This window comes from Aeromonas sp. R7-2 (assembly GCF_040908105.1).
In the GTDB taxonomy this organism is placed as follows: domain Bacteria; phylum Pseudomonadota; class Gammaproteobacteria; order Enterobacterales; family Aeromonadaceae; genus Aeromonas; species Aeromonas caviae.
Map to the genome: position 1 here is coordinate 17,023 of NZ_JBFODC010000011.1, position 24,311 is coordinate 41,333.

Sequence of the window (24,311 nt, forward strand, 5' to 3'; positions counted from 1 at the left end):
AGGCACAGGGGGAGATTCGGGCCAGTGCCCCTGCCCGCGATTGAGCCTTATGCCTTGCGGCTGTGGAACAGCGGCTGGTCGGATTCGGCCTGCTCGGCCCAGAAGTGGATGTTGAAGCGGGCATCCTCCGACAGCTCGACCCTGTGCCAGTACCGGGGCGGGCTGGTGGCAAACTCCCCGGCCCGGATCACCAGGCTCACCTCGGGCTCCTCGGCCTGCTCATCGGCAAAGCCGTGATAGGTGACGGTGCCCTCCATCACGCAGAGTTGGCCAAACACGCCGGCCGCGGTGTTGTGGTGGGTGAGCAGGGCCTGGGGCACATTCTCGCGGGTGAAGAAGGGGGTGGAGCGACGCACCACCCAGTGAGACGGGATCAGTTGCATGGCCATATCGGTTCTCCTTGAGTGGCCGGGTCGACCCGGCCGGTGCAATGAAAGGGGTTAACGGGGCAGCTGGCGCAGCAGCGGGAAGGCGGCACTCATCTGATCCCCACCCACCACGAAGCCGCACAGCTTGCCATCTTCGCCGTGCGCCTCGGCCACCATGCCGTGACTGTTCCAGCGGCACTGCCAGGCAAGATCCTCGCCCCGGGTAAGGCCCGCCAGTTGCAGCGGGTAGCGCGGCGTCTTCACCTTCACCAGCATGGGGGGCAGGGCCAGCGGGGTTGGCGTGCCGAGCAGGGTGCGCGCCAGCGCATTGGCCCCCAGCACGATGGGTTGCAGGAAGGGGAGCAGCTGGCCCTGCCACTGCACGCAATCCCCCAGCGCGAAGATATGGGGATCGCTGGTCTGCAGCCGATCGTCGACCAGAATGCCGCGCTCCACTGCCAGCCCGGCCCCGCGGGCCAGGGCCAGATTCGGCCGCAGGCCGATCGCGGCGATCGCCAGATCTTGCTCGCTGACGCGCCCGTCGGTCAGGGTGACGCGCCAGCCATCCCCCGGCTGGGCATCGATCCTGGCGAGACCCGTCCCGAACTGCAGACTGACCCCCTGGGTGCGCAGGGCCTGTTGCAGCGGCTGGGTCAGGGTAGCAGGCAACAGGGCGCTGAGCGGGCTATCGGCCAGATCCAGCAGGGTGACCTCGCGGCCATCGCTCGCCATGTCCATCGCCAGCTCGCAGCCGATGAGCCCCGCCCCCAGCACTAGGATGCGGCGGGCCTGGCGCAGTTGCGCCTCGGTGGCGGCGTACTCCTGCTGGCTGTTGAGGGTGACCAGGTGTTCGCTGCCCGGCAGATCGGGGCGCGCCGCGCTCGCCCCTGTGGCCAGCACCAGCTGGCCGTAGGGGAATTCCCCCTGCTCGGTCAGCACCAACCGCCTTGCTGGGTCGATGCCATGCACCGGGCAGTGTGGCAGCAGCGCGATGCGCTGCTGCTCGGCAAAATCGCTGCCGCTCTGGCGAGTCATGGCTGCGGCAGGGCAGCCCCGACTCACCACGTGGCTCAAGTCGGGCTTGTTGTACTCGTCACCGCTGTCGGCGGTGATGAGGCGGATGGGCTGCTCGGCATCCAGCTTGCGCAGGCTCTTGACCAGCTGCTGGGCAGCGAAGCCGCTGCCGATCACCACTATCTCCCGGCTGATGCCAGCGTCAGTTTGAATTGCCGCGCTCATACACAGGCCTCCACGGAGCAGGGTTCGAATACCTCCTTGCCGATGCCGCAGCCGGGGCAAAGGAAACTGTCCGGCACCTGGGCCCAGGGGGTGCCCGGCGCCACCAGCTGATCCGGCTCGCCCTGGGCCGGGTCATAGACCCACTGGCAGACGGTGCAGAGCATGGCCTGGTCATCGTCCCATTCGGCGGCGGCCGCTGCGGCTTGCGGCTCAACAGCAGGCATCGCGGGGACGGGTACCACCGCCGCATGAGTAGCGGTGATCGGGCGGGGCGCATCCAGCGGATGCAGCGCCCACTGACGGGCGAGCTGGCGGCCATGCTCGCGGCATTCGGCCAGCGCCGAACCATCCGGGCGCCACTTGGCCTTGAGGGCGATGCTGATGTCGAAACCTGCGTCCATCAATCGGGTCTGGATCCGGTCCACCGCACCGCCGGTCCAGCCGTAGCTGCCGAAGGCCGAGGCGCGCTTGTTGCGAAAACGCAGGCCGGTGATCTCTTCGAGCATGCCCGCCACCTTGGGCATCATGACGTTGTTCATGGTGGAGGAGCCCACCAGTATCCCCTTGGAGCGGAACACCTGGGTCAGGATCTCGTTCTTGTCGTGGCGGGCCACGTTGTAGATCTTCACCGCCACGCCGGGGTCCACCTCGTGGATGCCCTGGGCGATGGCGTCGGCCATCATGCGGGTGTTGTTGGACATGGAGTCGTAGAACAAGGTGATGCGATCTTCCTGATAGTGGTCGGCCCACTCCAGGTATTTCAGGATGATCTGGGTGGGGTCCTCGCGCCAGACGATGCCGTGGGAGGTGGCCACCATGCTCACTGGCAGGTTGAAGCCCAGCACCTCTTTGATCTTGGCGGTCACCAGGGGGCTGAAGGGGGTGAGGATGTTGGCGTAGTAGCGCTGGCACTGCTCCATCAGCTCGCTCTGATCCACCTCGTCGTTGAACAGGTGCTCGTCGCAGTAGTGCTGGCCGAAGGCGTCGTTGGAGAAGAGCACCGCATCCTCGGTCATGTAGGTCATCATGCTGTCGGGCCAGTGCAGCATGGGGGTCTCGATGAACACCAGCTGCTTGCCGTTGCCGATGTCCAGGCTGTCACCGGTCTTGACCGGGTGGAAGTTCCACTCCGGGTGGTGATGATGGCCGGTGATGGAGTCGATGGCGTTGTGGGTGCAATAGATGGGGGTGCCTGGGATGCGGGCCATCAGCTCGGTCAGGGCGCCGGCGTGATCCTCCTCGGCGTGGTTGATCACCACGTAGTCGATGGAAGCGAGATCGATCTCGGCCGCCAGGTTCTGCACGAACTCCCGGCTGAACTTGTGATCGACGGTGTCGATCAGCACGTTTTTCCCTTCGCGGATGAGGTAGCTGTTGTAGCTGGTGCCCTTGTGGGTCTTGTACTCGGTGCCGTGGAAGTCGCGTACCTCCCAGTCCCGTTGGCCGACCCAGTGGATGTTGTTCTTGACGTGAATGCTCATCAGGCAGTTCCTCGAATGCAATAGTGGATGTTCAACTGAACCAGCTATTGCAGCGGACGTGCCAAATTGTAACCCATTGTTTTTAATGGCTTCGCATATCACTCGTTGTCATTAAGACACCACACCTTTATAGTCAAAATCACAAACATACTGTCATTTGGACAATTATCGTGATCTCGACCGACAGCCTGGCGCGCATCGCCCTCGACCTGCAACTCGGCATCTCTCATCAGGACCGCTTCCACCGCCTGATCCAGAGCGTGCGCAGCCTGCTGAACTCGGATGCCTCGGCCCTGCTGCGCTACGAGGGGGGCCAGTTCATCCCGCTGGCCATCGACGGCCTGATGCAGGACGTGCTGGGGCGCCGCTTCGCCCTCAAGGATCACCCGCGCCTCGAGGCCATCGCCCGCGCCGGGGATGTGGTGCGCTTCCCTGCCGACAGCGCCCTGCCCGACCCCTATGACGGCCTGCTGCCGGATCACGACGACTTCAAGGTACACGCCTGCGTCGGCCTGCCGCTCTTCTCGGATCAGGCGCTGATCGGCGCCCTGACCATAGACGGCATGAACCCGGCCCAGTTCGACGGCATCAGCGACGAGGAGCTGCGGCTGGTGGGGGCTCTGGCCGCCGCCGCCCTCGACAACGCCCTGCTGCTGGAGCGGCTCGCCCGCCAGAGCAGCGAACCCCTCGCTCCCTCCACCCAGAATGGGCCGGGCCAGCCCGAGATGATTGGCCGCTCCCCCGCCATGGCCCGGTTGCGCCACGAGATAGACGTGGTGGCAAGCTCCGAGCTGAACGTGCTGATTTTGGGGGAGACCGGGGTCGGCAAGGAGCTGATCGCCAAGGCGGTGCATGGCGGCTCGCCCCGCGCCCATGCCCCCCTGGTCTACCTCAACTGCGCCGCCCTGCCCGAATCCGTGGCCGAGAGCGAGCTGTTCGGCCACGTGAAGGGGGCCTTCACCGGCGCCATCCACAATCGGGCGGGCAAGTTCGAGCTCGCGGACAAGGGCACTCTGTTTCTCGACGAGATAGGGGAGCTCTCCCTGGCGCTGCAGGCCAAGCTGCTGCGGGTGCTGCAATACGGCGATCTGCAGCGGATCGGTGACGACACCCCGCTCAAGGTGAATGTGCGCATCCTGGCGGCCACCAACCGGGATCTGAAACAGGCGGTGGTCGAGGGGCAGTTTCGGGCCGACCTCTACCACCGGCTGAGCGTGTTCCCGATCCACGCCCCGGCACTGCGGGAACGCCCAGGCGACATTCCCCTGCTGGCCGGTTACTTTTGCGAGCGCTGCCGGCTCGGCCTGGGGCTGGATCAGCTGCGTATCCAGCCACAAGCGCTGCAACTGCTCGAGCGCCACGACTGGCCCGGCAACGTGCGGGAGCTGGAGCACGCCATCCACCGCGCCGCCGTGCTGGCCAGGGCCGAACAGGGCAGCCCCTCGCCGACCCTGAAACCCCACCACTTCAACCTGGGACCGACGGGCTCATCCCTTCCCGCCGACACCGTCAGCCAGCCCGCCTCTCCGGCCATTGCCGGCCTCGGCCTTCGCGCCGCCACCGATCTGTTCCAGCGCCAGCTCATCGAGCAGACCCTGACGGCCCATGACGGCAACTGGGCCGCCACCGCCCGGGCGCTGGATCTGGACGGCGGCAACCTGCACCGCCTCGCCAGACGGCTCGGCCTCAAGGCCTGACGCCCCAGATACGAGAGGGGCCCAAAAACAGAAACCCCCTCGCTGGCGAGGGGGTTTCTTGTTCATGGCACCCGTGGCGCCGTCAGCGCAGGGACTTGACCGAGCGGCGGACAATGAGCTCGGGCTGCACCGTCATGGACTCCACTTCCAGCTCCTTGTTGCGGATCCGGCTCACCAGTTGCTGCACCGCCAGCAGACCGAGCTCGGCCTTGGGGTGGCGGATGGTGGTGAGCGGCGGGCTGGAGAAGCGCGCCATCTCCACGTCGTCATAGCCGATCATGGAGATATCGTCCGGCACCTTGACCCCGGCCTCCCAGGCGGCGCAGATGGCACCGATGGCCATGGGATCGTCGAAGGCAAAGACCGCGGTCGGGCGAGGGGTGAGGGCCAGGATGCGCTGCATGGCATCGAAGCCGCTCTGGCTCTCGTAGTCCCCTTCGAAGATCTGCTCTTCTTTCAGGGTCATCCCCTGTTCAGCCAAGGCATCGCGCACCCCGTCCAGCCGTTGCTGGGTAGTCGGCTTGGCGAGATGGCCGGTGATGCAGACGATGTTGGTGTGGCCCTGCTCCAGCAGATGACGCACCGCCAGACGCGCGCCGATGCGGGCGTTGTCGTTGATCACGTTGGCGAAATCGCACTCGTTGCCCCAGTCCAGCACCACTTGCGGCACGTTTTTGTGGATACGCAGCATGTCCCTGAACTGGGTGTCGATATCGGTCCCCAGCACCAGCAGACCGTCGACCCGCTTCTCCATCAGCATGCGCAGATAGTGCTGCTGGCGTGGCGGCTGGTTCTCGGTGTTGCACAGGATCAGGCTGTAACCCTGCTCGAAGCAGTAGGCTTCCACCCCCTGTACCACTTCCGCGAAGAAGGGGTTGGCACTGGTGGTCACCAGCATGCCAATGGTCTTGGTCGAATTGATCTTGAGACTGCGCGCCACCGAGTTGGGCGCGTAGTTCAGCTCTGCCACCGCCTCAAGCACTTTCTGGGTTGCGTCTTCGCTGACCCGACGGGTGTGATTGAGTACATGTGAGACGGTGGAGATGGATACGCCTGCGCGCGAGGCGACATCCTTGATAGTTGCCATCTCTGTCTCCTGAATAACAAAGGCGGAACAGTAGCAGATTTCCCGAATAAAGGCTTGGTTTTAACGGGCGCTGCCAGTGAATTATCAATGCTGGCTAATCTATGCGGTCATTTCTTTTTGCGCAAACGGATTTTGGTCAAAATGAGAGCGGACGCAGAATGAAATATCGTCAGTTTTTTACTCTGGAAATTGTCACCATGACAATTTGTTATCTGTATGTTGCACCATCGCGGCGACATTAAACTCCAATAAACAGCAATAAACTGCGTGTTAGTTTCACAAAACCCCTCTCGCGCCTGCTCCGGTTAGTATCTTTAACATCTTGTTATTGCCCGGCGAGGAATGATAGAACCTTATCTATCGCCGGGCTGGCGGGACACAGGCTCGGAATGACGTGCATAAAATGAAACAATTCACTGATTAAGGGACGAATCAATGCATAACTTCAGCAAAATGGCAGTCAGAGCAGCGGTTTCTTTGGCTCTGTTTGGATCAGTTTCCATGGCCAATGCGGCCGACACCATCAAGATCGGCATCGCCGGCCCCCTGACCGGCCCGGTCGCCCAGTACGGTGACATGCAGTTCACCGGCGGCAAGATGGCGGTCGAGCAGATCAACAAGGCGGGCGGCATCAAGGGCAAGCAGATCGAAGCCGTCATCTATGACGATGCCTGCGATCCCAAGCAGGCCGTGGCCATCGCCAACAAGGTGATCAACGACGGCGTCAAGTTCGTGGTCGGCCACCTCTGCTCCGACAACACCCTGCCCGCCTCCGACATCTATGAAGATGAAGGGGTCCTGATGGTCACCCCCGCCTCCACCAACCCCAAGATCACCGAGCGCGGTTACCAGCTGACCCTGCGTACCATCGGTCTGGACAGTGACCAGGGCCCGACCGCCGCCAAGTACATCATCGAGCAGGTCAAACCCCAGCGCGTGGCCGTCATCCACGACAAGAAACAGTACGGTGAAGGCATCGCCTCCAGCGTGAAAGCCGCGCTGGACAAGGCCGGCGTCAAGGTCGTTGCCTATGAGGGCATCACCGCCGGCGACAAGGACTTCTCCGCCCTGATCGCCAAGCTGCAAAAAGAGAACGTCGACTTCGTCTACTACGGCGGCTACCACCCGGAGCTGGGTCTGATCCTGCGCCAGGCTGGCGAGAAGGGTCTGAAGGCCAAGTTCATGGGTCCGGAAGGCGTAGGCAACAAGGACATCTCCGCCATCGGCGGCCCGGCTTCCGAAGGCCTGCTGGTGACCCTGCCGAACAAATATGACCTGGTGCCGGCCAACGCCCCCATCGTAGAAGCGTTCAAGGCCAAGGGTCAGGACTCCTCCGGTCCGTTCGTCTGGACCACCTATGCCGCCATGCAGGCCCTGGCGGCCGGTATCGCCAAGGCGGGCGAGGATGATCCGGCTGCCGTCGCTGCCGCCATCAAGGCCGCACCGATCGACACCGTGATGGGCCCCCTGACCTGGGCACCGAACGGTGACCTGAAAGGCTTCGAGTTCGGTGTGTTCCAGTGGCACGCCGACGGTACCTCCACTCAACTCAAATAATCTGCCGGTCGGGGTGACGTGAGTCACCCCTCCTTTCTTTGCGGGCAAGTACACAGGGAACGCGGTATGTCCGAACACCTTCTTTATCTGGTTCAGCAGTTGCTGAACGGATTGACCATAGGCAGCACCTATGCGTTGATCGCCATCGGCTACACCATGGTCTACGGCATCATCGGCATGATCAACTTCGCCCACGGCGAGGTCTACATGATCGGCTCCTATGTCGCCTTCATGGTGATGGCCGGGCTCATGATGATGGGCATCGACAGCACCGTGCTGCTGCTGGGGGGCGCCTTCCTGGTCAGCATCATCATCACCGGCAGCTATGGCTGGTCCATAGAGCGGGTGGCTTATCGTCCGCTGCGGGGCGGCAACCGCCTGATCCCCCTCATCTCCGCCATCGGCATGTCGATCTTCCTGCAGAACATGATGCGGATGGCCCAGGGCTCGCGTGACATCGCCATGCCCACTCTGATCTCCGGGGGCTGGACCCTCGGCGGCGAGGATGGCTTCCAGGCCAGCCTCTCCTACATGCAGCTCATCATCTTCGTGGTGACCTTCGTCACCATGCTGGCGTTGACCCAGTTCATCGGCCGCTCCCGCATGGGGCGTGCCTGCCGAGCCTGTTCCGAAGACATCAAGATGGCCAACCTGTTAGGGATAGACACCCACGTGGTCATCTCCATCACCTTCGTGCTGGGGGCCGCCCTGGCCGCCGTCGCGGGGGTGCTGCTCGGCATGTACTACGGTGTCATCAACCCCTATCTCGGCTTCATGGCAGGCTTGAAGGCCTTCACCGCCGCGGTATTGGGCGGCATCGGCAGCATTCCCGGTGCCGTACTGGGCGGCCTGCTGCTCGGCGTGGTGGAAGCGCTCACCGCGGGCTATCTCAGCACCGAGTACAAGGATGTGATGGCGTTCGCCCTGCTCATCTTCGTGTTGCTCTTCATGCCCACCGGCATCCTGGGTCGTCCGGAGGTCGAGAAGGTATGAAAAACCAATCTATGCATGCCCTCGTGCTGCTGTTCATGACCATCACTGGCATTCTCGGCCGTCCGGAAGTGGAGAAAGTCTGATGAAACGTCAATTTATCCATGCCTGCATCGCCAGCCTGGTGCTGCTGGTGCTCTCCTTCTGGCTGCTCGGCTTCAAGCTGGAGACCGATGGCTCCCGCCTGCTGGTGGTGAGCCGCCTCGATGTGTCGCTGGCCTGGCTGCTGGGGGGCGCCACCATCGTCTTCTGGTTCCAGATGCTGCGCGGCCAGATAAGCCGGCTGTTCCAGGCTTCCATCAGCGGCTTCTCCGTCGGCTTCACCAAGCTGGTGCTGCCAAGCCCCGAAGAGGCCCCCAAGCTCTATAACCTCACCGCCGTGCTGGTGCTGCTGTTTGCGGTGAGCTGGCCCTTCATGGCCTCTCGCGGCGCCATCGATCTGGCCACCCTCACCCTGATTTACATCATGCTGGGGCTGGGACTGAACGTGGTAGTGGGCCTCGCCGGTCTGCTCGACCTCGGCTATGTCGGCTTCTATGCGGTCGGCGCCTACAGCTACGCCCTGCTCAACACCTACTTCGGTCTGAGCTTCTGGGAGTGTCTGCCCATCGCAGGTCTGCTGGCGGCCACCTTCGGCTTCCTGCTCGGGTTCCCGGTGCTGCGGCTGCGGGGGGACTACCTGGCCATCGTCACCCTGGGCTTTGGCGAGATCATCCGCATCCTGCTCAACAACATGACCACCCTGACCGGCGGTCCGAACGGGATCTCCGGCATTCCGAAACCGACCCTGGGGGGGCTCGAGTTCAACCGCACCGTCAAGGACGGGGGCTTTGGCACCTTCCACGACTTCTTCGGCATCGCCTACAACGCCAACCACAAGGTGATCTTCCTCTACCTGATGGCCCTGGTGCTGGTAGTGGCGACCCTGTTCGTCATCAACCGCCTGCTGCGCATGCCGCTCGGCCGTGCCTGGGAGGCGCTGCGGGAAGACGAGATCGCCTGCAAGTCCCTGGGGCTCAACCCCACCATCATCAAGCTGACCGCCTTCACCATAGGCGCTTGCTTCGCGGGCTTTGCCGGCAGCTTCTTCGCCTCGCGCCAGGGCTTCATCAGCCCGGAATCCTTCGTCTTCATCGAGTCGGCCATCGTCCTTGCGATTGTGGTGCTGGGGGGCATGGGGTCCCAGATCGGGGTCGTGCTGGCGGCCATCGTGATGACGGTGCTGCCGGAGCTCGCCCGCGAGTTCAACGAATATCGCATGCTGATGTTCGGTCTCTTGATGGTATTCATGATGATCTGGCGGCCGCAGGGACTGCTGCCCATGAGTCGACCCCATATGGAGCTGCGTAAATGAGCAACAATCAACCATTGTTGGATGTCTCAGATCTGTCGATGCGCTTTGGCGGCCTGCTCGCGGTCAACGGCGTCAAGCTGGATGTGGAAAAGGGGGAGGTGATCTCCATCATCGGCCCCAACGGGGCGGGCAAGACCACCATCTTCAACTGCCTGACCGGCTTCTATCGCCCGAGTGGCGGTGTCATTCGCTACAAGGGTGAGGAGATCCAGGGGTTGCCCGGCCACCTCATCGCCCGCAAGGGCATAGTGCGGACTTTCCAGCACGTGCGCCTGTTCAAGGAGATGACAGCGGTGGAAAACCTGCTGGTGGCCCAGCACAGGCATCTCAATACCGGCTTCATCGCCGGCCTGTTCAAGACCCCCTCCTTCCGCCGCGCCGAGAAAGAGGGGCTGGAGCAGTCCGCCTTCTGGCTGGAAAAGGTGGGCCTCAAGGATCTCGCCAACCGCGCCGCGGGCAACCTGGCTTACGGCCAGCAGCGCCGCCTCGAGATCGCCCGCTGCATGGCGACCCGGCCCGAGCTGCTGATGCTCGATGAACCGGCCGCAGGCCTCAACCCCAAGGAGACCGACGAGCTCAACGAGCTCATCTCCAACCTGAGGGACGAGTTCGGGGTCTCGGTGCTGCTGATCGAGCACGACATGAAGCTGGTGATGGAGATCTCCAACCGCATCTTCGTGGTCAACCAGGGCACCCCGCTGGCCCACGGCAAACCGGACGAAATCCGCAGCAATCCGGCGGTGATCAAGGCCTATCTGGGCGAGTCGTAAGGACAAAAAGATGTTAGAACTTCGCAACGTATCGACCCACTACGGCAAAATTCAGGCGCTGCACGACGTCAGCGTCGAGGTGAAAGAGGGGGAAATCGTCACCCTGATCGGCGCCAACGGCGCCGGCAAGACCACTCTGCTGATGACCCTGTGTGGCGAGCCCAAGCCCAGCAGCGGTTCCATCTGGTTCGAGGGGGAGCAGATAGACTCTCTCACCACCGCCCGCATCATGCGCAAGGACATCGCCGTGGTGCCGGAGGGGCGCCGCATCTTCGCCCGCCTCACGGTGGAGGAGAACCTGCTGATGGGGGCCTTCTTCGTCGACAAGGCGGAGCAGCGCGGCCTGCTGGATCAGATTTTTACCCTGTTCCCCCGCCTGCACGAGCGGCTGGAGCAGCGGGCAGGCACCATGTCCGGCGGCGAGCAGCAGATGCTGGCCATCGGCCGCGCCCTGATGAGCAAGCCGCGCCTGCTGCTGCTGGATGAACCCTCCCTGGGACTCGCGCCCATCGTCATCCAGCAGATCTTCGACACCATAGAGCAACTGCGCCAGAAGGGGATGACCATCTTCCTGGTGGAGCAGAACGCGAACCAGGCGCTCAAGCTGGCGGATCGCGGCTATGTGCTGGAGAACGGCCGGGTGGTGCTGCAAGACACGGGAGAGGCCCTGCTGGCCAACCCCGCCGTCCGCCAGGCCTATCTCGGCGGCTGAGGATGCAGCAACCATCGTCACCCTTCCCCTGCCGCGCTCCCCGAGCCCGGCAGGGGAACAGCCCCCCGCCGAGGAGCACATCGTGAGCCGTGCGCGGGCGACGCAGGATCAGCACCACTTCTGGCACGATCCCGCCCTGCCCTTCATCGAGGCGCGGGCGGTGCAGGATGGCCGGCGCGTCTGCTATGACAAGCACAGCCACCCCCACTTCTCCATCGGTGCCATCACCGGCGGCCACAGCCACTACCTCAACCAGCGCAGCCTGCAAGAGGTCGGCCGCGGCAGCCTGGTGCTGATGAACCCGGAAGAGGTGCATGCCTGCAATCCCGTCGCGGACCAGCCCTGGTCCTATCTGATGTTCTACATCGACAACCTCTGGTTGCAGCGCCAGCAGGAGGAGGCCGGGCTCGGCAACGCGTTTCGCCCCTTCGACATGACCGCAAGCCGGGATCCCCTGCTCTACCAGGGGCTCTGCCGGCTTCATCGGCAACTGGTGGCGGAGCCGGATCCCCTGGCTCGCGAAGTGGCCTGCCACCTCTTCAGCCGCCAGCTTCTGGCCAGGCTCACCCCGGCCAAGTGGGATGACCGCCCTCCCCGGCACCTGCAGCAAGCCGCCGAGCTGATGCAGGACGAGAGTGCCTGCGCCCTCACCCTGGCACAGCTGAGTGCGGTGGCCGGGCTTACCCCTTCCCACTTCGTGCGTGCCTTCAGCCGCCACTACGGCATGACGCCCCACGCCTACCTGCTCGATCAGCGCATTCGCCACGCCCGCACCCTGCTGCGCCAGGGGCAGCCCCTGGCGGAAGTGGCCCTTGCCAGCGGTTTTGCCGATCAGGCCCACTTCCAGCGCCAGTTCAAACGCCGGGTGGCCGCCACCCCGGGCCAGTACAGAGCGCAGCTCGCCCCTCAGGACGAGCGCACCAGATAGGCGGCGCTGAGCAGCAGCAAGAGCGCCATGGCCCGATTGAACCAGCGCAACCGGCGGGGAGAGACCAGCCACCCCTGCAATCGGCTGCCCGCATAGGCCCAGCAGGCGATGGAGCCGAGGCAGATCACCAGATAGATGCCGGTAAAGAGGGCGATCTGGCTCATGCCGCCCGCGATCCCATAGGCTCCCATCCCCATGCTGGCGGCGAGCCAGGCCTTGGGATTGAGCCACTGCATCAAGGCCCCGTACCAGAAAGCGGGGGGTACGCCCTCCACTTCCTCCACCTCGCCGCTGTCCACCAGCAACTGCCAGGCCATCCAGCCGAGAAAGAGCACGCCGCCCCAGTGAATGGCCCCCAGCGCCACAGGCCAGCGGGACAGGGCGCCGCCAAGACCCAGCCCCATCAGCAGGAGCAGCAGGATGAAGCCGAGGGTGGCCCCCACCACGTGGCGCAGGCTGGCCGTGAAACCGTACCGGGCGCCGGTGCCAAGGGCGACCAGATTGACCGGCCCCGGGGAGATGGACATGGCTAGGGCAAACCCGGCCATGGATAACAGCAGACTGAATTCCATGGATGATGCTCGTTCAATTGAGGGAAGCCCGAGCCTACCCGGCCCGGGCGGCCCGATATTGAAGAAAATTGCGATCCCCTGGATGCCGCCCCCATTGCACACTTAGCGCAAACCGCCGCTTGCGGTAAACTGCCCTTCAACCCTCCATTTTCAGGACATCTCAATGGACCAGTTTGCCCATATCAGCGCCCATGATGCCCACCAGAAGCTGAGCGCAGGCGAAGCCCGTCTCGTGGACATTCGCGATCCCCAATCCTTCGAGACGGCCCACGCGGTCGGCGCCTTCCACCTCACCAACGGCACCCTGGTTCGCTTTATGAACGAGGTGGACTTCGATACCCCCGTCATCGTGATGTGCTATCACGGCAACAGCAGCCAGGGGGCGGCCCAGTACCTGCTGCAACAGGGCTATGACGAGGTCTATAGCCTGGATGGCGGTTTCGAGGCCTGGCGCAGGGAGTTCCCCATCCAGGCGGGGGACGCATGACAGAGGCGGGTCGCTCCTCCTCGACCGGCATGATCCAACTGCTGGTGCTGGGCGACGCCCGCATGGCCCAGGCGCTGGTGGATTATCTCGCTACCCTGGGCATTCCGTGCGAGCTGACCCAGTCCGAGCTCGGCGTCTCGGTCTGGCTGGCGGACGAACGGCGCCTCGCCCAGGCCCAGCAGGAGGTCAAACGCTTCCTGAGCGAACCCAATCATCCCCGCTACATGGAGGCCTCCTGGCAATCCGGCCATGCCGATGCCCGGATCGACTACAGCAAGGGGATGACGGATCCGGTCACCGACTTCCTCCACCAGGCGGGCCCTCTGACCCTGGTGGTCATCATCGCCTGCCTGGCCATCTACGCTCTGGATGCCATCGGCCTGCCCATCTTCGACGAGCTCGCCTTCCACCCCACCCTGGCCCAGTTCACCGACTGGCAGGCCTGGCGCTACGTCACTCCGGCCTTCATCCACTTCTCGGTGCTGCACCTGGTGTTCAACCTGTTGTGGTGGTGGTATCTCGGTGGTCAGATCGAGCAGCGCCTTGGCAGCGGCAAGCTGTTCATCCTGCTCATCGTCGGGGCTGCCCTGCCCAATATCGCCGAGTTCTTTGCCAGCGGCCCGCGCTTTGGCGGCCTCTCCGGGGTGGTCTATGCCCTGCTCGGCTACAGCTGGCTGCGAACCAGGCTGCAACCGGATTGCGGCCTCGCCATGCCGCCAGCCCTGATGGGCTTCATGCTGGTCTGGCTGGTGCTCGGCTTCCTGGACATGCTCGGCACCCCCACCGCCAACATGGCCCATTTGGTCGGCCTGCTGGTCGGTCTTGCCCAAGGCTGGCTGGACAGGCACCACAGGCCGGGGTGAGGCCTGGTTGCCGGCAACTGCTCGGCAACCAAAGCGACCACCAACATAGCTCACCTGGCGGGCCTGCTGGTCGGCCTTGCCCAAGGCTGGCTGGACAGACACCACAGGCCGGGGTGACGCCTGGTTCCGGCAACGGCTCGGCAACCATAGCGACCACCAACATAGCTCACCGGCGGGCCTGCTGGTCGGCCTTGCCCAGGGCTGGCTGGACAGACACCACAGGCCGGGGTGAGGCCTGGTTGCCGGCAACGGCTCGGCAACCAAAGCGACCACCAACATGGCTCACCTGGCGGGCCTGCTGATCGGTCTTGCCCAAGGCTGGCTGGACAGGCGCCACAGGCCAGCCTGAGCCGATTTGCCATAAAAAAACGCCGCCCCAAGGGGCGGCGTTTTTATTGGTCGGCCGGCTTACTGCTTGAGCAGGCTGCCGTCGGTCACCTTGACCGCGGTACCGCCGCTTGCGAAGAAGCTGCCGAACTGGGTCTGCATCTCGGTGGTGACGGCGCCGGTCGGATCGAAGTTCTCGTCCGGTGCCAGCAGCGAGCTGTGACCCCCGGCCACGAAGCGGGCCGCTCTGTGGTTGGCGGCGCCGGTGGCGGTCAGCGGTTGCAGGGCCAGGACCTTGAACAGCGGCTCTGTGCCACCCAGGGGGGCGGTGGCGATGCTGTTCGGGATCACTCGATCCGACAGGCTCAGGGCGCCGTCGCCGACGATTTCGGTGGCAAACAGCGGGAAGTCCGCCGCGATACCGCTCCCCAGGTTGATGGGGTCTGCCGAATCCAGCACCGACTGCGCCGCGAAGCTGTAGCTCTGCAGGGTGCTGGCCGCCGTGGCCTGGGTGGCCGCATCCTGGCTCGGCAGGAACTCGTTGACGAAGCAGGTCGGCACCGCCGTCTTGCAGTTCGGGGCGTAGGCGGTGAAGGCTGCCTTCAGGGCCGCACTGCCAGCGGTCAGCACGCTCATCTGGATGGTCGGGCCGAAAGTCGGCGAGTTCAGCAACAGCGGCGCTATGCCGCCACCCGGCATGGCCAGGCCGCCAGTGTCGAACTTGAACAGGGCGTCTGCCGTCGGGTTGCCAACAGACTGGTTGGCCACCGCCAGCAGGTTGGCCCCCGCGATGGCACCCAGAGAGTGACCCAGGAAGTGTACCTTGAGGCTGCCAGCAGTGCCGATAGCCCCCTTGGCATTTGCCAGCCCCACCGCCAGACGCAGGCCCAGCAGATCCGCCACGCTCTGTTTCAGGTTGTCGCGGGCCACGGTCAGGTAGCTCAGGTTCAGGTAGGGGGTCGGGTTGTCGGAGGTGGTCACCGAGTCCATGCTGCCGGTCAGGGCGAAGCCGCGTTCACCGTGCAACGGATGATCGATCACCACCACGGCCACGTTCTTGCTCGCCTGGGCACCGGCACCAATCTGGCCAAGGGCCAGGGCGTAGGCGTTCTCCTTCACGGAGGTGACGCCGTGCTGATAGATGATCACGTCGGTGATGTTCGCCAGCGGTGCGGCGGCGAAGATCCGCATCGGGACGGACTGCACCTCTTCCAATGCCGGCAGCGGGTTGAAGCGCCCGATATTCATCTCGGGATCCAGCGCCTTGCCGCCGGAGGTGAGGGTCACCCCGATCAACTTGCTCGCCTCCGCCAGCAGCTCGGCCTGGCGGCTCGGATCGGCGATGAGTTCGCCCAGCAGGGCCGGATCCACACCCGCCCCCACCAGGCCGCCGATCACTTCGGCATCCTGGGCCTTCAGGGCGTTCGCGATGGCGTAGAGGCTGGGGATGGCACCGTGCCAGGACTGGGTCTTCGCCTTGTCCCAGGAGCCGGCGGTGGCCGGGGAGGAGAGGAAGTAGGGCAGCTTGACGGTGCCGCTGTAGACGGTGGTGCCCAAGGCCAGATTGTGGAGTGGAGTGCCGTCACCAAAAACGGCGGCAATCGCATCCTTCTGCTCCTGGGGCAGGAAGTTCTCGGCGTCCAGCTGGGTCAGGAAGGGGCTGCCGCCGCTCACCGACAGGGTATAGGTGCCAGGCAGGCTGGTATTGCCCAGGGCGTCCTGCTTCCACAGAGCGGCGGCGTCCAGGGTCGGGCTCTTGAGCACGGATGCGGCCGCCCCTTTCACCGCCACCAGCACGTCGGCGCCGGACTGGGTACCGAACCAGTCGGAGAAGATCACGTGATCGCTGGTGATGCCGGTGGCAGCCTTGAACAGCCCTTCCTGCAGCGCAATCAGGCCGCTGATGGTCTGCTCCTGGGCGTTGCTGCCGGTGCTGGTCTTGTAGTTGCTGTAGTCGCTCCCCGGTCGCAGGGGGGCACCCGTGCTGTCTTTGAGGGTATCGGTCGCCACTATCATGTAGTAGGAAGAGGGGTTGAGCGGCTTGAGCGGCACCAGATTCAGCTTGCCGGTCGTCTCAGCCACCACGAAGTCCACTCCGTAGGTCAGCACCTTTTTCACGCCGCTCGGACGCAGGGCCGCACTGTCAAACTCCAGCTCCATCAGGTAGAGGGGTGCCACGGAGGCTGCGAATTCAGCAGCGGCCGGCGCCTTGACCTGGATGCCGGAGGCCGTCACCGGCACTATCTGGATCGCCTGGGTAGTCGACCAGCCATCCAGGGTGGAGAGGGCGGACACCGGGTTGGAGAGATCCGCCGTTTCCGTGGAGAATTTCAGGGTACCGTCGGTCGCACGGGCTGCCAGGGCGCTGGGTCGGACTGCATTGGAGCCGCTCAGCAGATAATCGAGATAGCTTGAGGTATCGCCTGTGTTGTCGTCACTGCCACCACAACCGCTCAGCAGCGCACTGACGACGGCCGCGTAAATTAGCTTTTTCTTCATATCCTTATCTCTTTTATGTTGTTATCCATGATGAGCCTGACGGGGTAGGGTTCAAACCCGACCGAATCATATTAACAGCAACGCAACAATTAATAAGCCTCTGGTCAGTCATCTGATCTGATTTTTTTGTGTACACCATCAAGGAATTGGAATTGATTCCCGGTGTCACAGGGTAGCAGCCAGGGTGCATCAACCAGACCCGACCAGAGCCCGATGGGATCCATGGCGCAAAAAGCCGCCCCGATCTCGGCAAAGGGGACGATTTGTCGGTAGAATGGCGCCATTGCTTAAGGAGACCCCCATGATCGACCCGAAAAAACTGGAAGAGATCGCCAAACAGATACACAACGCCCTGCCCCCCGGCATTCGCAGCATGGGTGAAGAGGTGGAGAAAAAGACCCGTCAGGTCTTGCAGGCCCAGCTCAACAAGCTGGATCTGGTGAGCCGCGAGGAGTTCGACGTGCAGACCAAGGTGCTGCTGCGCACCCGGGAGAAGCTGACCGCCCTCGAGGCCAAGCTGGCCCAGCTCGAGCAGCAGCTCGCTGCCAAGGGCGAATGATCCGGCGTGACCCGCCGTAGATAGCACAAACCCCAGCCAGGCTGGGGTTTGTCGTTTTTATGGGGACAACGAGTTTCTCATCCCCCTTCTCTCGCAAGACGATAAGGGGGCAGATCGACGCTCTGCGGTTGGCCGTGGTCAGATAAACTCGTAGGCATCGCCGAAGATGCGCTCGGGCTCGGCGCCCAGCACCTTGAACTCTTCCCGCGCGGCACCGGCCATCTCGAAGCGGCCCGCCACATAGATGTCGTAGTCATGCAGGCTGACGAAGTCATCCATGATGGCCTTGTGCACCAGCCCGGTCCTGCCGGTCCAGTCGCTCTCGGGCTCCTGCACCACGGGAATGAAAGTCAGCGGCGCGTAGTCGCGCTCCCACTGCTGCATCTGCTCCAGCTCGTAGAGCCAGTGCGCCTGGCGTACGCCCCAGTAGAGGAACACCGGACGCTTGCTGCCACTGCCGATCAGGTATTCCAGGATGGCGCGGGCATAGGAGAAGCCGGTGCCTCCCGCCATCAGGATCAGCGGTCGGGGGGATTCGTCGCGCAGGAACGCCTTGCCGGCGGCCAGCTCGACCTCGATCTCTCCCTGCTCGCGCATGCGGGCCAGCACCTGACCGGCATAGGCATTCTCGGGAGTGGCACCGATCTGCAGCTCCAGCACGCCGGAGCGGGTCGGCGAGTTGGCGATGGAGAAGGGGCGCTTGTCCGAATCGCTCATCACCACCAGCAGATACTGGCCCGGCTTGAAGCTCACCTCCTGCTGCGGCGCCAGCGCCACGTGCCAGATGGTGTCGACATATTCGCGCAGTTCCTCTACGCGGCACTTGATACGTTGCATTCTTGTCCTTGTGAGGGGCCTGCCCGGCCCGCTTCGCTCATGGTTTCACTGTTTTTATGGCGACCAGTTGGTGGTCAGGTCCGTCGAGCATACCCAATTCGGCACGGCAATACCGCACTTTTGCGTCACAATGGCCGCGCCGCATCGGGGATCCCTCAGTCGAGGATCTTCAGCTCGTCCCAGATGGCATCGATCTTCTGCTTTACCGCCTCGTCCTGGACGATGGGCTGACCCCACTCGCGATTGGTCTCCCCCGGCCACTTGTTGGTGGCATCCAGCCCCATCTTGGAGCCGAGCCCGGAGACCGGCGAGGCGAAGTCCAGGTAGTCGATGGGGGTGTGCTCGATCAGGGTGGTGTCCCGAGCCGGGTCCATCCGGGTGGTGATGGCCCAGATCACGTCCTTCCAGTCGCGGGCGTTGATGTCGTCATCGCAGACGATCACGAACTTGGTGTACATGAACTGGCGCAGGAAGGACCAGACTCCAAGCATCACCCGCTTGGCGTGGCCAGGGTAACGCTTCTTGATGGTCACCACCGCCATCCGGTAGGAGCACCCCTCCGGCGGCAGGTAGAAGTCCACTATCTCGGGGAACTGCTTCTGCAACAGCGGCACGAACACCTCGTTGAGCGCTACCCCGAGCACCGCCGGCTCATCGGGCGGACGGCCGGTGTAGGTGCTGTGGTAGATGGCATCCCGGCGCATGGTCATGTGGGTGATGGTGAAGACCGGGAACTCGTCCACTTCGTTGTAGTAGCCGGTGTGATCGCCGTAAGGCCCTTCGGGGGCCATCTCCCCCGGCTCCAGATAGCCTTCCAGCACGATCTCGGCGCTGGCGGGCACTTCCAGATCGCAGCTCAGCGCCTTCACCACCTCGGTACGGCTGCCCCGCAGCAGACCGGCAAAGGCGTATTCGGAGAGGCTGTCCGGCACCGGCGTCACCGCGCCCAGGATGGTCGCCGGATCGGCGCCCAGCGCCACCGCCACCGGGAAGCGTTCGCCCGGGTGGGCCTCCTGCCACTCGCGAAAATCGATGGCGCCACCCCGGTGATCCAGCCAGCGCATGATCAGCTTGTTCTTGCCGATCTTTTGCTGGCGATAGATGCCAAGGTTCTGCCGCTTCTTGTAGGGACCGCGGGTGATGGTCAGCCCCCAGGTGACCAGGGGCGCCACATCCCCGGGCCAGCAGTGCTGGATGGGGATCTGATCCAGATCCACCGCGTCCCCTTCCAGCACCACCTGCTGACAGGGGGCCGAAGAGAGCCGCTTGGTCGGCATGTTGAGCACCTGCTTGAAGATGGGCAGCTTCTCCATCAGCTCCTTGAGCCCGCGAGGCGGCTCCGGCTCTTTCAGGTAGGAGAGCCAGGTCCCCACCTGGCGCAGGGCGCTGACGTTGGGCTGGCCCATGCCCATGGCAACCCGGTCCGGCGTGCCGAACAGGTTGGTCAACACCGGCATGGTGTAGCCCTTGGGATTCTCAAACAGCAGAGCCGGGCCCCCCGCACGCAGGGTACGGTCGCTGATCTCGGTCATCTCCAGATAGGGGTCTATCTCGCGACTGATGCGCCTGAGCTGTCCGTTTTGTTCCAACTGCGCGATAAAATCACGCAAGTCCTTGTATTTCATGCAAGTACCCCAGCGGGATCAGGTGGTCCCGCATTATAACCCTGGCGGCGTATCCGGTGTACCCGTATCGGACCTCATGACGGACGAGGCGTGTCGCCGCTCCTGAAGCGTCAGCCGGTTTGCCAATTGACCCAGGAGCCTGGGCTCGTCCATCTGCAACAACAGGCCGGCCACCAGCCCGCCATACTGGTGCTTGCCGAGTTCGGCCAGGAGGAACTGCTGGGCCCCGTCCGGCAAGGGGGAGAGGCGGCTGAGCTGGTGCAGGGCGGGGACCATCAGGCGGCTGTTCTGGCTGGCGGCGATCAGCAGATCGCTCGCCTCCTGCCCTGAATAAAAGCGGGAAATGGTGTGTAGCGCAGTCAGACTATCGTGATCCACTGGCTGACGCCACAGCTTGAGGTAGAGTGCCGTCTCCCCGGTCTGTTCGATGAAGTGCAGCAGCAACTGGTTGTCCGGCAGGAAGAGATTGAGGGCGGCAAGCCGCTGCGCCTCTCGGCGCAGCACGGATACCGGCTGCCGATCGAGCACCGCCAGCAGGGCCTGCTGCTGCTGTGTCAGCTCGGGATTGCGGCTGTAGTAGACCTGCTTGAAGTCGAAGCGATCCTGCTCCAGCAACTGGCGATAGTTGTCCTGCCAGGCCAGCTGCTGCCAGTGGCTCAGCACCAGCCGGGCCTCGGCGGGGAAGTCGTAGGCGGGTAGCTGCACCAAGAAACCGTCCACCTTCCCTTCCACCAGCCATTGTGGCGCCTTGGCCGCTTGTGCCCGCACCCAGGCCAGCAGCGCCGGGCTCGGTGCGCCCGATGACTTGAGCTCACCCAGCAACTGGAACAACAGGAACTCCCGCTGCCCCACCGACAGGGTCTCGAGCAACGAGTCCATGGCATCAAACTGCCCGAGCGCCATACGGCCGTCCAGGTACGCCCGATGCCCCTCCAGTCCCTCGTCCGCCACCAGGGGAGCCTGCAATTGCGGCGGGGAATCGGCATGCACCGGGGCCGCCAGCCACAACCAACCCATCCATATGAACAACACCAGCTTCATGACGTCCCTTTCCTTGTGACATCGAGGCTTCATACTACTAAGCCAGCCGTGAAATAGATAAACAAAAACCGCGACCTGGGCCGCGGTTTTGTCATGGAAGAGGCTGTTACTTCTGTTGACGCTTCATGGAGTCGAAGAACTCGTCGTTGGTCTTGGTCGCAGCCAGCTTGTCGATGAGGAACTCGATGCTGTCGATCTCGCCCATGGGGTGAATGATCTTGCGCAGGATCCACATCTTCTGCAGCTCGTCCGGTGCGGTCAGCAGCTCTTCCTTGCGGGTGCCGGAGCGGGTGATGTCGATGGCCGGGTAGACGCGCTTCTCGGCAATCTTGCGCGAGAGGTGCAGTTCCATGTTGCCGGTACCCTTGAACTCTTCGTAGATGACTTCATCCATCTTGGAGCCGGTATCGATCAGCGCGGTGGCGATGATGGTCAGGCTGCCGCCCTCTTCGACGTTGCGCGCCGCACCGAAGAAACGCTTCGGACGGTGCAGGGCGTTGGCATCCACACCACCGGTCAGCACCTTGCCGGAAGACGGGATGACGGTGTTGTAGGCGCGAGCCAGACGGGTGATGGAGTCCAGCAGGATCACCACGTCCTTCTTGTGCTCGACCAGACGCTTGGCCTTCTCGATCACCATTTCGGCGACCTGGACGTGACGGGAGGCCGGCTCGTCGAAGGTGGAGGCGATGACTTCGCCCTTCACCATCCGCTGCATCTCGGTCACTTCTTCCGGACGCTCGTCAATCAGCAGCACGATCAGCTCACAATCCGGGTGGTTGTAGGCGATGCTCTGGGCGATGTTCTGCAGCAGCATGGTCTTACCGGCCTTGGGCGGTGCAACGATGAGACCGCGCTGGCCCTTGCCGATCGGGGATGCCAGATCCAGTACACGGGCGGTGATGTCTTCGGTGGAACCGTTGCCACGCTCCATGCGCAGACGCTCGTTGGCGTGCAGGGGCGTGAGGTTTTCAAACAGGATCTTGTTGCGGGAGTTTTCCGGACGGTCGTAGTTCACGTCGTTGACCTTGAGCAGGGCGAAATAGCGCTCGCCCTCTTTCGGCGGCCGGATCTTGCCGGAGATGGTATCGCCGGTACGCAGGTTGAAGCGGCGGATCTGGCTCGGGGAGACATAGATGTCATCCGGACCAGCGAGATAAGAGCCGTCTGCACTGCGCAGGAAACCGAAACCGTCGGTCAGGATTTCCAGCACACCGTCGCCAAAGATATCCTCGCCGCCCTTGGCGTGCGCCTTGAGGATTGCAAAGATAATGTCTTTCTTGTGCGCCCGAGCCAGATTTTCCAACCCCATGGATTCGCCAAGCTGGACCAGCTCGGACACAGGAGTGTTCTTAAGTTCAGTCAGATTCATAGTGGTGAAAGTCTGTAAGCAAGGATTGAAATGAGGAGACAGTCTGCTGGATTGATGTTGATCGGATTTGACTTGCCAGGCTGGTAGTTAAGCAAAGAGTCAGGCAAAAAGGTTAGCAAACGAGCGATAAACTAGCACCAATCAGGGTGAGCGTCTAGGTGATAAAACACAAGGAGCGCATTATTGCAATGCGCTCCTTCTTGATTATTACAGGTTGCCGTCCAGGAACTCTTTCAGTTGGGTCTTGGACAGGGCGCCGACCTTGGTCGCTGCCACTTCACCATTCTTGAACAGCAGCAGGGTCGGGATACCACGAATGCCGTACTTGGGCGGAGTGTCGGCGTTATGATCGATGTTCAATTTCGCCACGGTCACGCGACCTTCATATTCCTGAGCAACTTCGTTCAGGATCGGGGCAATCATCTTGCACGGTCCACACCATTCGGCCCAGAAATCGACCAGAACAGGGCTGTCGGCGTTGATTACATCGGCCTCGAAGCTGGCATCGCTCAGCTGAACAATCTTGTCACTCATCTCCAACTCCAGTCAGTAATTAAGGCTTTATTGATGGTTCAACAAAGGCAATAGTTGCCCTATTTGAAATGATCCTGTTTATTATTGCAAGCCTAACCTGATAACCTACCGCCATGAGCAAAACACATCTAACGACCGAAAAATTCGCCCAAATGGGCCTCGAACCCGAAGTTCTGGCTGGTCTGGAATCAAAGGGGTTTCACTATTGTACGCCCATCCAGGCACTGTCCCTGCCCCTGCTGGTTGAAGGTCATGACCTCGCCGGTCAGGCCCAGACGGGGACCGGCAAAACCCTGGCTTTCCTGGCGGCGACATTCAACTATTTGCTGACCCATCCGCTGACCAGGCCGCGCCTCGTCAACCAGCCCCGCGCCATCATCATGGCCCCGACCCGGGAGCTGGCCGTCCAGATCTATAACGATGCAGAGAGCATGTCCGCCTCCACCGGCCTCAAGCTCGGTCTCGCCTATGGTGGCGAAGGCTACGACAAGCAGCTGGCCGTGCTGGAACAGGGCGTCGACATCCTGATCGGCACCACGGGTCGCATCATCGACTACTTCAAGTCCAAGGTCATCGATCTCGGCAACATCCAGGTCGTGGTACTGGACGAAGCGGATCGCATGTTCGATCTGGGCTTCATCAAGGACATCCGTTTCCTGTTCCGCCGCATGCCCCCCGCTACCGAGCGTCTGAGCATGCTGTTCTCCGCCACCCTCTCCCTGCGGGTGCAGGAGCTGGCCTATGAACACATGAACCACCCGGAACATGTACAGGTCGAACCGGAACAGATGACCGGCGTGCGGATCAAGGAGGAGCTCTTCTACCCCTCCAACGAAGACAAGATGTTGCTGCTGCTCTCCCTGATGGAAGAGGAGTGGCCCGAGAAAGCCATCGTCTTCGCCAACACCAAGCACGTCTGTGAAGACGTTCACGCCTGGCTGGAGAACGACGGCCACCGCGTCGGCCTGCTGACCGGCGACGTGCCGCAGAAGAAGCGGATGAAGATCCTGGAAGAGTTCACCAAGGGTACCCTGGATATCCTGGTCGCCACCGACGTGGCCGCCCGTGGTCTGCACATCCCCGACGTGACCCACGTCTTCAACTACGACCTGCCCGACGATGCCGAAGACTATGTCCACCGCATCGGTCGTACCGGCCGCGCCGGCAGAAGCGGTCACTCCATCAGCCTGGCCTGTGAAGACTATGCCTTCAACCTGCCGGCCATCGAGGAGTACATCCACCACCCCATCCCGGTCAGCAAGTATGACCGCGAGGCGCTGCTGGATGACGTCACCGCACCAAAACGGGTGTTCCGCAACCGCCAGCCGGTGAACCGCAACATGCGGGATCGCCAGGGCGGTGGCAACAGCAACAACCGTCGTCGTCCCCCCCGCAAGAACTGAGGGATCGGC

The 24,311-nt window shown here is 63.0% G+C and carries 22 protein-coding genes; 11 read left to right on the plus strand and 11 right to left on the minus strand.

Going from position 1 to position 24,311, the window contains the following annotated elements; genetic code table 11:
• Positions 1–47: 47 nt before the first annotated feature.
• The 3 genes from AB5Y47_RS01215 to norV are packed head-to-tail and all read right to left on the minus strand — an operon-like array spanning position 48 to position 3,088.
• Positions 48–389 carry a DUF1971 domain-containing protein gene (locus AB5Y47_RS01215; protein WP_049636368.1) on the minus strand — a complete coding sequence of 114 codons (342 nt, stop codon included), beginning with the start codon at positions 387–389 and terminating at the stop codon, positions 48–50.
• Between the two features lie 51 nt (positions 390–440).
• A complete protein-coding gene (gene norW, locus AB5Y47_RS01220; RefSeq protein WP_368219626.1) occupies positions 441–1,607 on the minus strand; it encodes an NADH:flavorubredoxin reductase NorW in 1,167 nt (388 codons plus the stop codon).
• Positions 1,604–3,088 carry an anaerobic nitric oxide reductase flavorubredoxin gene (gene norV / locus AB5Y47_RS01225; protein ID WP_368219627.1) on the minus strand — a complete coding sequence of 495 codons (1,485 nt, stop codon included), beginning with the start codon at positions 3,086–3,088 and terminating at the stop codon, positions 1,604–1,606. The genes norW and norV overlap by 4 nt, the downstream gene beginning before the upstream one ends.
• Positions 3,089–3,258: 170 nt before the next feature.
• Between norV and norR the strand changes: the two genes are divergently transcribed.
• Complete coding sequence (gene norR, locus AB5Y47_RS01230) at positions 3,259–4,785, plus strand: nitric oxide reductase transcriptional regulator NorR (RefSeq protein WP_368219629.1); 1,527 nt, start codon at positions 3,259–3,261, stop codon at positions 4,783–4,785.
• A gap of 82 nt (positions 4,786–4,867) precedes the next feature.
• Here the strand turns inward: norR and AB5Y47_RS01235 are convergent, their stop codons facing one another.
• Complete coding sequence (locus tag AB5Y47_RS01235) at positions 4,868–5,872, minus strand: substrate-binding domain-containing protein (protein ID WP_010672385.1); 1,005 nt, start codon at positions 5,870–5,872, stop codon at positions 4,868–4,870.
• Between the two features lie 435 nt (positions 5,873–6,307).
• Here AB5Y47_RS01235 and AB5Y47_RS01240 point away from each other — a divergent pair, with 435 nt between their 5' ends.
• From AB5Y47_RS01240 to AB5Y47_RS01265, 6 genes are all read left to right on the plus strand, one after another.
• Positions 6,308–7,429, plus strand: a complete 1,122-nt coding sequence (locus AB5Y47_RS01240) for a branched-chain amino acid ABC transporter substrate-binding protein (protein WP_039041003.1) — start codon at positions 6,308–6,310, stop codon at positions 7,427–7,429.
• 66 nt (positions 7,430–7,495) lie between these two features.
• A complete protein-coding gene (livH, locus tag AB5Y47_RS01245) occupies positions 7,496–8,422 on the plus strand; it encodes a high-affinity branched-chain amino acid ABC transporter permease LivH (RefSeq protein WP_010672383.1) in 927 nt (308 codons plus the stop codon).
• An 82-nt stretch (positions 8,423–8,504) separates the two neighbouring features.
• Positions 8,505–9,773, plus strand: a complete 1,269-nt coding sequence (locus AB5Y47_RS01250; RefSeq protein WP_039041002.1) for a high-affinity branched-chain amino acid ABC transporter permease LivM — start codon at positions 8,505–8,507, stop codon at positions 9,771–9,773.
• A complete protein-coding gene (livG, locus tag AB5Y47_RS01255) occupies positions 9,770–10,543 on the plus strand; it encodes a high-affinity branched-chain amino acid ABC transporter ATP-binding protein LivG (protein ID WP_010672381.1) in 774 nt (257 codons plus the stop codon). Before AB5Y47_RS01250 ends, livG begins: the two co-directional genes overlap by 4 nt.
• Positions 10,544–10,553: 10 nt before the next feature.
• Positions 10,554–11,255, plus strand: coding sequence for an ABC transporter ATP-binding protein (locus AB5Y47_RS01260; protein ID WP_010672380.1), 702 nt, complete (start codon positions 10,554–10,556; stop codon positions 11,253–11,255).
• A gap of 82 nt (positions 11,256–11,337) precedes the next feature.
• On the plus strand, positions 11,338–12,183 hold the full coding sequence (locus AB5Y47_RS01265; protein WP_319895807.1) for an AraC family transcriptional regulator: 846 nt from the start codon (positions 11,338–11,340) through the stop codon (positions 12,181–12,183).
• Here the strand turns inward: AB5Y47_RS01265 and AB5Y47_RS01270 are convergent.
• A complete protein-coding gene (locus AB5Y47_RS01270; protein ID WP_010672378.1) occupies positions 12,162–12,755 on the minus strand; it encodes a LysE family translocator in 594 nt (197 codons plus the stop codon). The two genes, AB5Y47_RS01265 and AB5Y47_RS01270, sit on opposite strands and share 22 nt — an antisense overlap.
• Positions 12,756–12,918: 163 nt before the next feature.
• On the opposite strand from AB5Y47_RS01270, the gene glpE reads away from it, so the two are divergent.
• The gene (glpE, locus tag AB5Y47_RS01275) at positions 12,919–13,242 is read left to right on the plus strand and encodes a thiosulfate sulfurtransferase GlpE (RefSeq protein WP_005307320.1); all 324 of its coding nucleotides are present in this window, start codon (positions 12,919–12,921) and stop codon (positions 13,240–13,242) included.
• A gap of 29 nt (positions 13,243–13,271) precedes the next feature.
• On the plus strand, positions 13,272–14,105 hold the full coding sequence (glpG, locus tag AB5Y47_RS01280) for a rhomboid family intramembrane serine protease GlpG (protein ID WP_049636383.1): 834 nt from the start codon (positions 13,272–13,274) through the stop codon (positions 14,103–14,105).
• A gap of 408 nt (positions 14,106–14,513) precedes the next feature.
• On the opposite strand, the gene AB5Y47_RS01285 is transcribed toward glpG, so the two are convergent.
• Positions 14,514–16,931 (minus strand): VolA/Pla-1 family phospholipase, encoded by a 2,418-nt coding sequence (locus tag AB5Y47_RS01285; RefSeq protein WP_368219631.1) that lies wholly within the window; start codon positions 16,929–16,931, stop codon positions 14,514–14,516.
• A 301-nt stretch (positions 16,932–17,232) separates the two neighbouring features.
• Here AB5Y47_RS01285 and AB5Y47_RS01290 point away from each other — a divergent pair, with 301 nt between their 5' ends.
• The gene (locus AB5Y47_RS01290; RefSeq protein WP_010672374.1) at positions 17,233–17,490 is read left to right on the plus strand and encodes an accessory factor UbiK family protein; all 258 of its coding nucleotides are present in this window, start codon (positions 17,233–17,235) and stop codon (positions 17,488–17,490) included.
• 138 nt (positions 17,491–17,628) lie between these two features.
• Here AB5Y47_RS01290 and fre read toward each other — a convergent pair whose 3' ends face one another.
• The 5 genes from fre to trxA all read right to left on the minus strand — a co-directional run bounded on the left by fre (position 17,629) and on the right by trxA (position 22,899).
• The gene (gene fre / locus AB5Y47_RS01295) at positions 17,629–18,327 is read right to left on the minus strand and encodes an NAD(P)H-flavin reductase (protein WP_010672373.1); all 699 of its coding nucleotides are present in this window, start codon (positions 18,325–18,327) and stop codon (positions 17,629–17,631) included.
• 155 nt (positions 18,328–18,482) lie between these two features.
• The gene (gene ubiD, locus AB5Y47_RS01300; protein ID WP_052815127.1) at positions 18,483–19,952 is read right to left on the minus strand and encodes a 4-hydroxy-3-polyprenylbenzoate decarboxylase; all 1,470 of its coding nucleotides are present in this window, start codon (positions 19,950–19,952) and stop codon (positions 18,483–18,485) included.
• A 33-nt stretch (positions 19,953–19,985) separates the two neighbouring features.
• The gene (locus AB5Y47_RS01305) at positions 19,986–20,993 is read right to left on the minus strand and encodes a hypothetical protein (RefSeq protein WP_045522595.1); all 1,008 of its coding nucleotides are present in this window, start codon (positions 20,991–20,993) and stop codon (positions 19,986–19,988) included.
• A 106-nt stretch (positions 20,994–21,099) separates the two neighbouring features.
• Positions 21,100–22,365, minus strand: coding sequence for a transcription termination factor Rho (rho, locus tag AB5Y47_RS01310; RefSeq protein ID WP_010672370.1), 1,266 nt, complete (start codon positions 22,363–22,365; stop codon positions 21,100–21,102).
• A gap of 207 nt (positions 22,366–22,572) precedes the next feature.
• Complete coding sequence (gene trxA / locus AB5Y47_RS01315; RefSeq protein ID WP_010672369.1) at positions 22,573–22,899, minus strand: thioredoxin TrxA; 327 nt, start codon at positions 22,897–22,899, stop codon at positions 22,573–22,575.
• 113 nt (positions 22,900–23,012) lie between these two features.
• On the opposite strand from trxA, the gene rhlB reads away from it, so the two are divergent.
• Positions 23,013–24,302, plus strand: a complete 1,290-nt coding sequence (gene rhlB / locus AB5Y47_RS01320; RefSeq protein WP_029313424.1) for an ATP-dependent RNA helicase RhlB — start codon at positions 23,013–23,015, stop codon at positions 24,300–24,302.
• The last annotated feature ends 9 nt before the right edge of the window (positions 24,303–24,311 follow it).